The sequence below is a fragment of the Kordiimonas sp. genome (assembly GCF_048264555.1).
GTDB lineage: Bacteria > Pseudomonadota > Alphaproteobacteria > Sphingomonadales > Kordiimonadaceae > Kordiimonas.
In genome coordinates, this window is record NZ_JBLXCX010000006.1 from 121088 (window position 1) to 132664 (window position 11577).

15 protein-coding genes are annotated in these 11577 nt (G+C 53.0%); 7 read left to right on the forward strand and 8 right to left on the reverse strand.

The window, feature by feature from the left end:
* Positions 1-12 precede the first annotated feature (12 nt).
* The 3 genes from ACN0XZ_RS15600 to ACN0XZ_RS15610 are packed head-to-tail and all read right to left on the reverse strand — an operon-like array spanning position 13 to position 2040.
* The gene (locus tag ACN0XZ_RS15600) at positions 13-453 is read right to left on the reverse strand and encodes a YqaA family protein (protein WP_417458721.1); all 441 of its coding nucleotides are present in this window, start codon (positions 451-453) and stop codon (positions 13-15) included.
* A complete protein-coding gene (gene hemF / locus ACN0XZ_RS15605; RefSeq protein ID WP_417458722.1) occupies positions 444-1310 on the reverse strand; it encodes an oxygen-dependent coproporphyrinogen oxidase in 867 nt (288 codons plus the stop codon). Before hemF ends, ACN0XZ_RS15600 begins: the two co-directional genes overlap by 10 nt.
* 1 nt (position 1311) lies before the next feature.
* Positions 1312-2040, reverse strand: a complete 729-nt coding sequence (locus tag ACN0XZ_RS15610; protein WP_417458723.1) for a tRNA (cytidine(34)-2'-O)-methyltransferase — start codon at positions 2038-2040, stop codon at positions 1312-1314.
* A gap of 24 nt (positions 2041-2064) precedes the next feature.
* Between ACN0XZ_RS15610 and petA the strand changes: the two genes are divergently transcribed.
* From petA to ACN0XZ_RS15630, 4 genes are all read left to right on the forward strand, one after another.
* Positions 2065-2619 carry a ubiquinol-cytochrome c reductase iron-sulfur subunit gene (petA, locus tag ACN0XZ_RS15615; protein WP_417458724.1) on the forward strand — a complete coding sequence of 185 codons (555 nt, stop codon included), beginning with the start codon at positions 2065-2067 and terminating at the stop codon, positions 2617-2619.
* Between the two features lie 11 nt (positions 2620-2630).
* The gene (locus ACN0XZ_RS15620; RefSeq protein ID WP_417458725.1) at positions 2631-3902 is read left to right on the forward strand and encodes a cytochrome b; all 1272 of its coding nucleotides are present in this window, start codon (positions 2631-2633) and stop codon (positions 3900-3902) included.
* Positions 3903-3913: 11 nt separating this feature from the next.
* Positions 3914-4705 (forward strand): cytochrome c1, encoded by a 792-nt coding sequence (locus ACN0XZ_RS15625; protein WP_417458726.1) that lies wholly within the window; start codon positions 3914-3916, stop codon positions 4703-4705.
* A gap of 134 nt (positions 4706-4839) precedes the next feature.
* On the forward strand, positions 4840-5235 hold the full coding sequence (locus ACN0XZ_RS15630) for a RidA family protein (protein ID WP_417458796.1): 396 nt from the start codon (positions 4840-4842) through the stop codon (positions 5233-5235).
* A 44-nt stretch (positions 5236-5279) separates the two neighbouring features.
* Here ACN0XZ_RS15630 and ACN0XZ_RS15635 read toward each other — a convergent pair whose 3' ends face one another.
* From ACN0XZ_RS15635 to ACN0XZ_RS15650, 4 genes are all read right to left on the reverse strand, one after another.
* The gene (locus tag ACN0XZ_RS15635) at positions 5280-5591 is read right to left on the reverse strand and encodes a nucleotide pyrophosphohydrolase (RefSeq protein ID WP_417458727.1); all 312 of its coding nucleotides are present in this window, start codon (positions 5589-5591) and stop codon (positions 5280-5282) included.
* The gene (locus tag ACN0XZ_RS15640) at positions 5584-6234 is read right to left on the reverse strand and encodes a carbonic anhydrase (protein ID WP_417458728.1); all 651 of its coding nucleotides are present in this window, start codon (positions 6232-6234) and stop codon (positions 5584-5586) included. Before ACN0XZ_RS15640 ends, ACN0XZ_RS15635 begins: the two co-directional genes overlap by 8 nt.
* Positions 6235-6361: 127 nt before the next feature.
* The gene (locus ACN0XZ_RS15645; RefSeq protein WP_417458729.1) at positions 6362-6922 is read right to left on the reverse strand and encodes a hypothetical protein; all 561 of its coding nucleotides are present in this window, start codon (positions 6920-6922) and stop codon (positions 6362-6364) included.
* 42 nt (positions 6923-6964) lie between these two features.
* Positions 6965-7453 (reverse strand): MarR family winged helix-turn-helix transcriptional regulator, encoded by a 489-nt coding sequence (locus ACN0XZ_RS15650; RefSeq protein WP_417458730.1) that lies wholly within the window; start codon positions 7451-7453, stop codon positions 6965-6967.
* A 113-nt stretch (positions 7454-7566) separates the two neighbouring features.
* Here ACN0XZ_RS15650 and ACN0XZ_RS15655 point away from each other — a divergent pair, with 113 nt between their 5' ends.
* Positions 7567-8445, forward strand: a complete 879-nt coding sequence (locus tag ACN0XZ_RS15655; RefSeq protein ID WP_417458731.1) for a branched-chain amino acid aminotransferase — start codon at positions 7567-7569, stop codon at positions 8443-8445.
* A gap of 22 nt (positions 8446-8467) precedes the next feature.
* Here the strand turns inward: ACN0XZ_RS15655 and ACN0XZ_RS15660 are convergent, their stop codons facing one another.
* On the reverse strand, positions 8468-8878 hold the full coding sequence (locus ACN0XZ_RS15660) for a helix-turn-helix domain-containing protein (protein ID WP_417458732.1): 411 nt from the start codon (positions 8876-8878) through the stop codon (positions 8468-8470).
* Between the two features lie 202 nt (positions 8879-9080).
* On the opposite strand from ACN0XZ_RS15660, the gene ACN0XZ_RS15665 reads away from it, so the two are divergent.
* Together ACN0XZ_RS15665 and recN are read left to right on the forward strand one after the other, a co-directional pair.
* A complete protein-coding gene (locus ACN0XZ_RS15665) occupies positions 9081-9890 on the forward strand; it encodes an outer membrane protein assembly factor BamD (RefSeq protein WP_417458733.1) in 810 nt (269 codons plus the stop codon).
* 18 nt (positions 9891-9908) lie between these two features.
* The gene (recN, locus tag ACN0XZ_RS15670) at positions 9909-11576 is read left to right on the forward strand and encodes a DNA repair protein RecN (RefSeq protein ID WP_417458734.1); all 1668 of its coding nucleotides are present in this window, start codon (positions 9909-9911) and stop codon (positions 11574-11576) included.
* The last annotated feature ends 1 nt before the right edge of the window (position 11577 follow it).

Genomic DNA, 11577 nt, shown 5'->3' on the forward strand with positions numbered 1-11577 from the left:
GTGATTCAATACTTAACTTGATGTCAGGCTAAAAACAATAACTGCGTACCGAGCAGCTTTCCCAATGAACACCAGAGCCAGAAAAATGAGAAATTTAGTGCGTAGAACTCCAGCGACAAGAGTGAGTGGGTCGCCAACTACCGGAAGCCACGCAAAAAGCAGTGAGTATTTTCCGAATCTTTCGAAATATTTGCGCCCGCGCTCAAGTTGACTGGGAGTGAAAGGAAACCAGCGCCGGTTCTGGTATTGGGTGATACGGTGCCCGAGCCACCAATTGAGACATGAGCCAGTTACATTGCCAAGTGTGGCCACGATGAAAAGGCCGAGAGGGGCTCCAGTTTCAGCAAGAAGAAGCGATGCGAGGGTAAGCTCGGACATTGCCGGCAGCAGCGTCGCTGCCACAAATGCGTTGAGGAAGAGGGCGGCGTATATACTGAGCTCTGTCAGGGCCATTTGGCTTCAGGGGGCAGGGACATTAAGATGGCTTCTACATTGCCCCCGGTTTTAAGGCCAAAGGTGGTGCCTCTGTCGTAGACCAGATTGAACTCGGCATAATATCCGCGATATTCCAGCTGTTTTTCGCGCTCTTCGTTTGTCCAAGCTTCGTTCATATGTCGACGAATGAGCATAGGGTATACATCGTTGAAAGTTCGCCCCACATCTTTGGTGAATTCAAAATCTGCATCCCAGGCGTTGGTGTTTAACCTGTCATAGAAAATACCGCCTTCGCCCCGCGCGCGGTTCCTGTGCGGAATGTAGAAATATTCGTCGCACCATTTTTTGAAGCGCTCATAGTAGTCTGGTCCATGACTGTCACAGCATGTTTTGAAAGCTTTGTGGAAATCGGCGGTATCCTGTTCGATCGGAAGAGGCGCATTCAGATCGGCGCCGCCACCAAACCAGTGCTGAGTGGTCACAATAAAGCGGGTGTTCATATGCACAGCAGGTACACGTGGGCTGTTCATATGAGCGACGAGGGATATACCGGTGGCGAAAAAGCGTGGGTCTTTGTCCGCACCTGGTATGCTCTTGGCAAATTCCGGTGTGAAAGTCCCGTGCACTGTGGAGATATTTACACCCACTTTCTCAAAAACTCGTCCGCCCCGCATGATTGACATGGTGCCGCCGCCGCCTTCGGCGCCATCTGTTTGGTTGGTGCGATCCCAGGTTTTGCGTTCAAACCGTCCTGGCGTTCGATCTGATAGGGGACCTTCGTTGTCATCCTCTATGGCCTCGAAGCTGGCACAGATATCGTTTCTGAGTTTCAGAAACCATGCCGCAGCGGCCTGTTTTTTGTCTTCGATATCCATACTAATTTCCTTTGGGCCATGTGCCTGTTTGTCGTAGGGCTTCGCCTAGAACCATCCCCATTGAGATAGCGACGTTGATCGAGCGCATTTTTGCATCCATGGGAATCACAACACAGGCGTCTGCGGTTTTGTGTACGATTTCGGGGACACCTGACGATTCACTGCCCACCATCAGGATGTCATTAGTCGTAAATTCGAAGTCGGTGTATGCAGTCTCGCCTTTTGTGGTCAAGAGGATAAGCCGCTGTCCGCTGGCCCTCCGAGCTTCCTCAAACCCCTGCCAGTCAACATGCTGTATCATTATTACCGCCTCTGCGTAATCCATCGCCGAGCGCTTTAATGCCCGGTGGGAAAAGGGGAAGCCGCAGGGCTCGATAATATGCACGGGCACATCCATGCAGGCGCCGAGCCGCAGCAGCGTGCCGGTGTTTTGTGGTTGATCGGGTTGAAAAAGCGCTATTTCCATGGCGCGCAAGCTATATTCTCTCCCCTCATGATGCAATGACACACTATTCAAGCGGACAATTTTCTGCCATTTTTTTAGGAAATCGGAGGATAAACCCTTGCCTCTTTTCGCGCGTCCGACTAAACCAATCCCAATTCGCTGGGCAGGGGCTGTCTGGCGGTAGAGTTTATGGCTGGCGACGCTGCGGCCTTGTGACGCAGAGATTTGCCACCATGCAGAGGTAGAATTACGTTCGGGAATCAGACGACTGATCGCCTTTCGCATCACGTTCCTGTCAGGGAAGATTAGATGAGCACTATCAACGAGACTATCGAAGCAGAAGACGACGCCACACGGCGGGATTTTCTTCACGTAGCGGCCGCGGGTATGGCCGGTGTGGGCGCTGTAATGGCGGCCTGGCCTTTCATTGACCAGATGAACCCAGCGGCGGATACACTCGCGCTGGCATCGGTGGAAGTAGACCTCAGCGCTATTGGCGAAGGGGAAGCTGTGGTACTCAAGTGGCGTGGGAAACCGGTTTTTGTCCGGCACCGTACCGCTGCTGAAATTGAAACCGCACGCGAAGTTCCGCTGGAAGCGCTGGTTGACAAGCAAACCGATGCCGAGCGTGTTCAGGAAGGCCACGCTGACTGGCTCGTTGTCATGGGCGTGTGTACGCACCTTGGTTGTGTGCCTCTTGGCACCAAGTCAGGTGATGAGCGCGGCGAGTTTGGCGGTTGGTTCTGCCCTTGCCACGGGTCACACTATGATACCTCGGGCCGCATTCGGAAGGGCCCGGCACCAAAGAACCTTGAGGTGCCGACGTATACCTTCCTTTCTGATACAACACTCCAGATCGGGTAAGGGGGCAAGTCATGGCTGAATGGAATGCTGCAAAACCCAAAAATGCTGTTGCTGCATGGGTTGAAGAACGCCTGCCGATACTCTCGCTGGTGAATAATGTTGTAGGCCCTGATACGCCTACACCTCGCAACCTGAACTATTGGTGGAACTTTGGGTCCCTGGCGGGCCTGATGCTCGTAGTTCAGATCATTTCCGGTATCGTGCTTGCTATGCACTATACACCGCACACATCCATGGCGTTCGATAGTGTTGAACGTATCATGCGCGATGTGAACTACGGTTGGCTCATTCGTTACATGCACGCGAACGGTGCGTCCTTCTTCTTTATTGCCGTATACATCCACATTTTCCGCGGTTTGTATTTCGGCTCCTATAAGGCGCCGCGCGAAGTGTTGTGGATGCTGGGTGTTGTGATCTTCCTCCTGATGATGGCGACTGCTTTCATGGGGTACGTATTGCCTTGGGGGCAGATGTCCTTCTGGGGTGCAACTGTGATCACGAACCTCTTCTCGGCTATCCCTGTGGTAGGTGAGAGCATTGTGACCCTGCTTTGGGGCGGTTTCTCGGTTGATAACCCAACATTGAACCGTTTCTTCAGCCTTCACTATCTGCTGCCATTCGTGATTGCCGGTGTGGTTATTCTTCACCTGTGGGCGAAGAAAATCTCCGACAGTGGCAACCCGCTGGGTATTGAGGTGAAGTCAGGCGCTGACCAGATTCCGTTCCACCCGTTTTATACGATTAAAGACGCATTTGGTGCGGGCGTGTTCTTCCTCGTGTTTGCCGCATTCTTGTTCTATATGCCAAACGCGCTGGGCCACCCGGATAACTATATCCCTGCTGACTCGATGGTTACGCCGGACAGCATCGTGCCGGAATGGTACTTCCTGCCGTTCTACGCGATCCTGCGCTCGATCACGTTTGACCTGGGTATCCCGTTCACTGATATCGTGTTCATTGAAGCTAAGCTTCTGGGCGTGCTGGCAATGTTTGCGTCGATCCTTGTGTGGCTTTTCCTGCCATGGCTTGATACTTCCAAAGTGCGCTCCGGCAAATTCCGGCCAACCTTCCGCTGGTTCTTCCTCTTCCTCGTGATCGACATGTTCGTGCTCACGATCGTTGGCGGCAAGAAACCAGAAGGCATCTGGCCGCTCGTTGGTTTGCTTGGCACGATCTACTATTTCGCTCACTTCCTGGTTATTCTGCCGCTTCTCGGTAAGATCGAGAAAACGCTGCCACTGCCAGAAAGCATTGCCAACCCAGTTGTAAAAGCAGCTGAGTAAGGGGATTCACGATGAAACTAGTTAAGAACATTGCGATTGCCCTGACCGCTGCTGCGGCTTTTGCTGGGGCGTCTTTCGGGGCCGGTGCGGACAAGCACCCGATGCAGATGGAATGGGAGTTTGAAGGCCCGTTCGGCAAGATGGACATGTCATCTGCCCAGCGTGGTTGGCAGGTGTACAAGCAAGTTTGTTCTGCATGCCACAGCCTGAAGTACTTCCGCTTCCGTAACCTTGCTGATCTTGGTTACGAGGAAGATATGATCAAGGCATGGGCTGCTGAGTACGAAGTGGCTGGTGAAATTGATGATGCTGGCGACCCGACTGTTCGTGCAGCTCGTCCTGAAGACGCGTTCCCAAGCCCGTTCCCGAACGATAATGCGGCTCGTGCATCCAACGGTGGTGCGCTGCCACCTGATCTTTCACTGATGGCGAAAGCTCGTCACGACGGCCCAAACTATATCTATAGCCTTCTGGTTGGTTATGAAGATGCGCCGGCTGGCCGTGATATGCCTGCGGGTAAGCAGTATAACCCTTATTTCAAGGGTGGAGCGATCTCCATGGCGCCGCCACTTGCAGAAGGTATCGTTGAATATGAAGACGGTACTGCCGCAACACCTGAGCAGATGGCAAAGGATGTGACCAACTTCCTCATGTATGTGGCTGAGCCTAAGCTTACAGCGCGTCACCACATGGGCCTTAAAGTGCTGTTGTTCCTCGGCATCCTTACTATCATCCTATACTTCTCCATGAAGAAGATCTGGAAGCCGGTAAAGAGCGGTAAAAACTTCTACGAAGACAAATAAGTCTCCTGAGAAACTTGAGATAATAGGGGCTGCCCAGCGGGCGGCCCCTTTTCTTTTGGCACGACACTCGAAACCATTTAATCTGCCATAAACAGATTCAGGGGGAAGATATGAAAAATATTGTTCTGGCAGGTATGTTTGCAGTTATGGGCAGTTTTGGTGCGTTTGCCGAAAATGAACAGGCAAGCTTGCCTTTTTCAAAAGCGGTCCGGGTGGGGGACACGCTCTATTTATCAGGGGAACTTGGCGCAAAGCCGGGGACCATGTCACTTGTGCCTGGCGGCATTGGCCCAGAGACCAAACAGACAATGGATAATATCAAGGCGACGCTTGAAGCCAACGGTTCCGATATGAACCACGTGGTTAAATGCCTGGTTATGATGGCGGACATTAAAGAATGGGCCGCGATGAATGAAGTGTATCGCACCTATTTTTCAGGCCGGTTTCCCGCGCGCAGCGCGATGGGGGCTTCAGGTTTGGCGCTTGGCGCCAGGGTCGAGATTGAATGTATCGCGACGGTTAAAAAATAACTTCTGATCAGCCCGCCTTAATCGCGCGGGAGATGCCCGGGTGTTTAGCCTACGGACTTGGAGGGGATGTGCTTGCCTGTGCCGTCGCCCTTTGCGTGCCACTGCCGGCCACGGTTTTCAGCCATCTTGCGGGTTACTTCTTTGCTAAGGTCAAGCTGGTTTAGTTCCAGAAGGCGGTACAGAAGGATGACGATGTCAGCTGTTTCTTTCCCGATCTCGTCCTTGTCGCCCATCTCGGTGGCCGCAATAAGCTCTTCCATCTCATCCATCGCGCGCCGGACAAGAACGGTCTGATCCTTGACTGGGCCGAAGGTTTCTTCAGCCCAGCAAGCGATGCTTTCTTGGGTCTCAGCCACGGCCTTCAAGAACCGATACCAGATCAAAGGCGGTATCATGTTTCGCAACAACTTCGGCAAGGTCGCCTGTGTGAATGTCGAACAGTAGCCCTTCAACCGCAAGGCTGCCGGCACCAACTCTCTCCTTCACGAACGGGAAGGTCATAAGATTCTGCACCGACAGATGGATGGCCGCGCGCTCAAGCAGTTGTTTGCGCTTTTCGGGGTCCTTCGTTGCGAGGCTATCGCCATGGGTATCCATCCAGCTATGAAGAGGGCGCATCCATTGGCCTACAAAGCTGTCTGCGGGCATGTTGCGGTCAATAACGCTGGCAACACCGCCACACCCGGCATGGCCCATCACAACAACGTTCGCAACTTCAAGCACGGTAACCGCAAATTCGATCGCAGCGGATGTCCCGTGGTGCCCTTCATCCTGCTCGTAAGGCGGTACCATCGCGGCAACGTTTCTCACAACAAACAGGTCACCAGGGCCAGATGTGAGAATGTGTTGGGGTAAAACCCTGCTGTCAGAACAAGCGATAACAAGAGTATGTGGGCTTTGTCCTTCTGACGCTAGTTCTTCATAGCGGGCGCGATCACGTTCGAACGTTTCCTCGCGAAAGGTGCGGTAGCCTGTTAGCAGCCGTTCGTCGATTACCATGTGTCTAATACCTCGTGTTTTGTGATGCCCCTTCATAGGGCGGTTGCGAGTTATTCTCCAGCATTTTTAGCGGCGTGAAGCCAATGCACTGCATTGGAAGAACGTACGGCATCGAGCAGCAATTGGATCAGCGGTGAAATATGAAATTCTCAATACAGGCAGAAGGCGCCCCCGCGCCAAGGTCAATATAGTGCATGTCCTTGATGCTATCCCGGTGGAAGCTCGCGCTTTCGCGTTCGCTATTGTCATCATAGGGGATGCGTGCCCGGCCATACACCAGTAGGTATTTGGCTTCACCGTGGTCGTCCGCAAGAGGGTACTGCAGTGATTGATATTCGTATCTGGCGCCAGAAGGTGTGGCAATGACATCGCTCACAAAAGCACCGCAAGGAGTACCAAGAATATAAGCATGAAAAACCGAAAGTGGTTTCACAAAGGCCGAAGGCAGGAGATCATAATAATTCTTACCAGTTACCTTGATGCCTGAAACCCGCTCAATACCGGCCCCGTAGAACAGCACTTGCATATCTTCATGCCCCCGCATCTCGCCGATACCGATATAGTGCAACATTTCTCCCATGCGGGCAGGGGTGATATCTCGTTTGGCGGGTATTAGAGGGTGCGAGGTACGCGGCAGTGTTTCCCAACACTTTCGAAATTCGTCAAATTCCGGTGCAAGCTCAATCATTGATGAGGATTTCCTTCTTTCCCCATCATGCCCGCAATTGTCTTATTTTTCAATCTGGCGGAGGACAGCTTCGCGTTCTTCAGTATCTACGATGTTGAGAAGAACTTCCCAAAAGCCCGCCACAGCCTCAGGTCCGGCGCGCTTGTAGGCTTCAGCCACCCGGTGACGCTGACTTTCAAACAGCTCTTTTTCGAAAGCCTTGCCTTTCTCCGTGAGGTAAAGAAGTCTTTGGCGGCGGTCTTCAAGGCCAGCGTCTTGCTGGACATAGCCGTCTTCCACAAGTTGTCCCAAAACGCGTGACAGGCTCTGTTTAGTGATGCGTAACAGGTTCAATAGGCCTGATACCGTGGTGCCTGGGTTGCGTCCCACAAAATAGAGCACCCTGTGATGGGCGCGACCGAAGCGTGATTGCGCCAGAATTTCATCAGGATCCCGCGTGAAATCCCGGTATGCGAAATACAGAAGCTCAACCCCGCGGCGAAGCTCTTCCTCGCGTAAATAAAGGTTGGATTGTGGTAGTTTTCGTTGCATATCTGCTCAGATGAATTTATGTCAGCTTTGTTGACATAATAATGACAGAATGTTACACCGATCAAGTAAAAAGAGACATATTCTTATGTGTTTGGTGTTTTCGGAGAACAGAAATGGCAAGTGCGCCCTATAATGACCGTGATGGCTGGATGTGGATGGATGGCGAGTATCTGCCTTGGAGAGAGTGTAACGCGCATGTCCTGACGCACGCCTTGCATTATGGCGGCGCAGTTTTTGAAGGCCAACGTGCTTATAATGGCACCATCTTCAAGTTGAAAGAGCATACAGAACGGCTTTTTAACTCAGCAAAAATCCTCGGATATGAAATCCCCTATACGCAGGACGATATCAACAACGCCTGTAAGACCCTCCTTGAGAAGAATGAACTGGTTGACGCTTACTGCAGGCCGATTGTTTGGCGCGGTAGCGAAATGATGGGGGTTTCCGCCCAGCAGAACACCATTCATGCTGCAATCGCTGTATGGGAATGGCCGTCATACTTCTCGCCGGAAGCACGCCTGAAAGGGTTGAGGCTCGATATTTCAACCTGGCGTCGTCCAGCCCCGGATACAGCACCTACTAATGCGAAAGCGTCCGGCCTTTATATGATTTGCACCATGTCGAAACACGCGGCAGAGGCGAAAGGCTATCATGATGCGTTGATGTTCGATTATCGCGGGCAGGTAGCAGAGGCGACAGGCGCGAACATCTTTTTCGTGCAGAACGGTGAACTGCATACACCGAAGCCAGATTGTTTTCTTGATGGTATTACCCGCCGCACGGTGATTGACCTCGCTAAGAAGCGTCAAATCAAGGTGGTTGAGCGCGCGATTATGCCGGACGAGATGGCAGGTTTTGAGCAAGCCTTCCTGACGGGTTCGGCTGCGGAGGTAACGCCACTGTCCGAAATCGGCCCTTATAACTTTGAAGTTGGGGAAATGACCAAAACGCTGATGTTTGATTACGATGCGTTGGTCAAAGGGAAAGCCTGATAGGCCTTCCCTGAACTGCTGGTTAGCTCAGCATCTTTGATTCTTTGATAGCACGTACGAGGTCGCTCAGCGCATCTCGTACGTTTGCGCTCGGCAGTGTCTCAAGTTCGGGGATAATGAGGTCCATCTCCGTGATCCTACCGGAGAGGATCTCGTCCCCTGAAGGCAAGCCCTCATAGAAATACCCAACATCCGTGTGCATGATGTGCGCGAGCAGATACAGACGCCCCGCGCTCACCCGGTTGAGGCCGCTTTCATATTTCTGCACCTGTTGGTATGAGATGCTCAGAATGTTGGCGATATCCTGCTGTGAAAGATCAAGTGTACGGCGCCTGTCGCGAAGACGACGCCCAACGTGTTTATCAATAAGGTCAGCTTTTCTGGCAGAAAGTTCCAGCATGCCGTCCTCAATTTCGTCAATTTGTCTGGCCATAGATTTTGCTCCAGTTTTGCCGATGGGATTCTCCGTTGGCGCGTGCGACTTACTGTGCTAGAGATTTCGCCAACGCCGATGCGGCCAGTTTCTCCTTCAGTGGTTGGTGAAATTATACCATTGGTTGCATGAATACGAGATTATAACCTTATGGGGGAAATGCAAGGGGACATTTCTCTCATTACGGGAGTGAAAGACTGCCATGACAGCGAATTGGCTGAAGAAAACTGTACTGAGTTTGCTTGTTTTAAGCGTCGTTGCGTGCAGTTCCAAAGATGATGAAGACCGCTATGTGGCTCGGGATGTTGAGGTTTTGTATAACCTTGCGCAGGATAGCCTTGAGAAGAAGCGCTACAAGCTTGCAGCGGCGGCGTTTGATGAAGTTGAGCGGCAGCACCCGTATTCGGTGTGGGCGCGCCGTGCACAGCTTATGGCTGCGTACTCTCATTACATGACCAACTCATATGATGACGCGATTCTCGCGGCGCAGCGGTTTTTGCAATTGCATCCCGGCAACCGCGGTGCCCCATATGCCTATTATCTGATCGCTCTTTGCCACTATGAACAGATATCGGATGTCGGCCGGGACCAGAATAAAACGACAGAGGCTGAAAACTCGCTCGTTGAAGTTATTCGGCGCTATCCGGACTCCGCTTACGCGAAAGACGCGAAGCTGAAGCTTGACCTGACCCGCGATCACCTCGCCGGGAAAGATATGGAAGTTGGTCGGTTCTACCAAAGCAGGCAGGAGTTTCTGGCGGCTGAGGGTCGTTTTCGCAGCGTAATTGAGAAGTATCAAACCACAAGCCATACGCCTGAGGCGCTCCACCGTTTGGTCGAGGTCTATCTGGCGCTTGGGATCAACGACGAAGCGAAAATGGCTGCGGCCGTTCTTGGGCACAATTTCCCGGGTAGCAAATGGTACCGGTACAGCTATGCGCTGTTGAGCGGGGAAGACATGGTGCCAGAATACAGCGAAAAATCCTGGCTAAGTAAAATCTGGCCATTTTAATACATCAGGGGGGACGCGATGCTGACAAGCCTCAGCATTCGTGACATCGTTTTAATCGATAAGTTGGACCTGTCGCTTGCGGCAGGTCTTACGGTTTTGACCGGTGAAACCGGTGCAGGGAAATCCATTCTTCTTGATAGCCTTGGGCTCGCCAGTGGCGCGCGCGCAGACCGCGCGTTGGTGCGGCAAGGGCAAGAGAAGGGGGTGGTTTCTGCGGTTTTCTCTGTTGAACCGTCCCATGCTGCTTGTGCTCTCTTGGAAGAGCAGGGCATGGACGGTGGTGATGGCCTTATTATCCTTCGGCGGCAGATTACGTCAGATGGGCGCAGTCGAGCGTGGGCGAACGATCAACCAATCAGCCAAAGCATGCTTGCGGATCTCGGTGCATTGTTGGTGGAAGTACATGGCCAGCATGATGATCGTGGTCTTCTAGACGCTTCTGCGCACCGTGCGCTCCTTGATGCATTTGGGGGCTATGGAGAGGAACTGCGCGCCGTGGCATCCGCATACGATGACCGCCGTGCTGCCGCAAAAGCGCTAGTGCAGGCGGAGCGCGACCTCGCTGACGCCAAGAAAGATGAAGAGTTTCTCGCGCACGCTGTGAAAGAGTTGAGGCAGCTCAAACCTCAGCCAGGTGAAGAAACGGAACTGGCTGATCGCCGCGCCCTGATGATGCAAGGTGAAAAGCTCGCGGAAGACCTCGGTGGCTATCAGGAAACGTTAGCTGCAGACGGCGGGGTTGATGCCATTGTGCGCGGTGTTTTGCGCAGGATGGAACGTACCGATACGCAGGTAGCAGAACTTCTTGCACCTGTGATGGAGGCTCTGGATCGCGCTGCGATCGAACTTGGTGAGGGCTTGGCCGCACTTGATGCGCTCGCACGAGATCTGGAGTTCGACCCAGATGAGCTGGAGCGAGCTGAAGAGCGGCTCTTTGAAATCAGGCGACTTGCGCGAAAACATAACTGCCAGCCGGATGATTTAGCTACTCTGCTAGACGGCCTTGAAAATAATTTGAAGGCTGCTGAAGCCGGGGATGAGATGGTGGCGGAGGCCCGCCGGAGGGCAGAGGCTGCAAACGCACTATACTTGGAAACTTCAGCTAAACTAACAGGGGCGCGACAGGCAGCAGCGGCAAAACTAGACAAGGCCGTAACAAGCGAGCTGCCGCCCCTTAAGCTTGAGAAAGCGATATTTCGCACAGCCATCGAGGCCTTGCCAGAGGCAGAATGGTCCGCGCTTGGCGCAGACCGGGTCTCGTTTGAGGTGAAAACCAACCCAGGCACACCGTTTGGCCCACTGGTCAAGATTGCGTCAGGCGGTGAGCTCGCGCGCTTCATCCTCGCGCTCAAGGTCGTATTGGCGCAAGGTACAAGTGTGCCGGTTATGGTGTTTGATGAGGTAGATCGAGGCATTGGCGGTGCTACCGCTAGTGCGGTCGGCGAACGCCTGAAACGGCTAACCGAAGGGGCACAGGTACTTGTTGTGACCCATAGCCCCCAAGTGGCTGCGCGAGGTGATAGGCAACTACAGATATCCAAACGCGATATAGATGATGGCACACGAACCACGGTGGTGGAACTGACGAATACTGAGCGCCGTGAAGAGATTGCACGCATGCTGGCAGGTGAGGTGATCACCGATGAGGCGCGTGCTGCGGCTGATAAGCTGCTGACGAGTAACTGAC

Excerpts from the sequence above, each read along its gene's own strand:
- ACN0XZ_RS15600 (WP_417458721.1), bottom strand. The coding sequence starts at position 453 with ATGGCCCTGACAGAGCTCAGTATATACGCCGCCCTCTTCCTCAACGCA.
- hemF (WP_417458722.1), bottom strand. The coding sequence starts at position 1,310 with ATGGATATCGAAGACAAAAAACAGGCCGCTGCGGCATGGTTTCTGAAA.
- ACN0XZ_RS15610 (WP_417458723.1), bottom strand. The coding sequence starts at position 2,040 with ATGCGAAAGGCGATCAGTCGTCTGATTCCCGAACGTAATTCTACCTCT.
- petA (WP_417458724.1), top strand. The coding sequence starts at position 2,065 with ATGAGCACTATCAACGAGACTATCGAAGCAGAAGACGACGCCACACGG.
- ACN0XZ_RS15620 (WP_417458725.1), top strand. The coding sequence starts at position 2,631 with ATGGCTGAATGGAATGCTGCAAAACCCAAAAATGCTGTTGCTGCATGG.
- ACN0XZ_RS15625 (WP_417458726.1), top strand. The coding sequence starts at position 3,914 with ATGAAACTAGTTAAGAACATTGCGATTGCCCTGACCGCTGCTGCGGCT.
- ACN0XZ_RS15630 (WP_417458796.1), top strand. The coding sequence starts at position 4,840 with ATGTTTGCAGTTATGGGCAGTTTTGGTGCGTTTGCCGAAAATGAACAG.
- ACN0XZ_RS15640 (WP_417458728.1), bottom strand. The coding sequence starts at position 6,234 with ATGGTAATCGACGAACGGCTGCTAACAGGCTACCGCACCTTTCGCGAG.
- ACN0XZ_RS15645 (WP_417458729.1), bottom strand. The coding sequence starts at position 6,922 with ATGATTGAGCTTGCACCGGAATTTGACGAATTTCGAAAGTGTTGGGAA.
- ACN0XZ_RS15650 (WP_417458730.1), bottom strand. The coding sequence starts at position 7,453 with ATGCAACGAAAACTACCACAATCCAACCTTTATTTACGCGAGGAAGAG.
- ACN0XZ_RS15655 (WP_417458731.1), top strand. The coding sequence starts at position 7,567 with ATGGCAAGTGCGCCCTATAATGACCGTGATGGCTGGATGTGGATGGAT.
- ACN0XZ_RS15660 (WP_417458732.1), bottom strand. The coding sequence starts at position 8,878 with ATGGCCAGACAAATTGACGAAATTGAGGACGGCATGCTGGAACTTTCT.
- ACN0XZ_RS15665 (WP_417458733.1), top strand. The coding sequence starts at position 9,081 with ATGACAGCGAATTGGCTGAAGAAAACTGTACTGAGTTTGCTTGTTTTA.
- recN (WP_417458734.1), top strand. The coding sequence starts at position 9,909 with ATGCTGACAAGCCTCAGCATTCGTGACATCGTTTTAATCGATAAGTTG.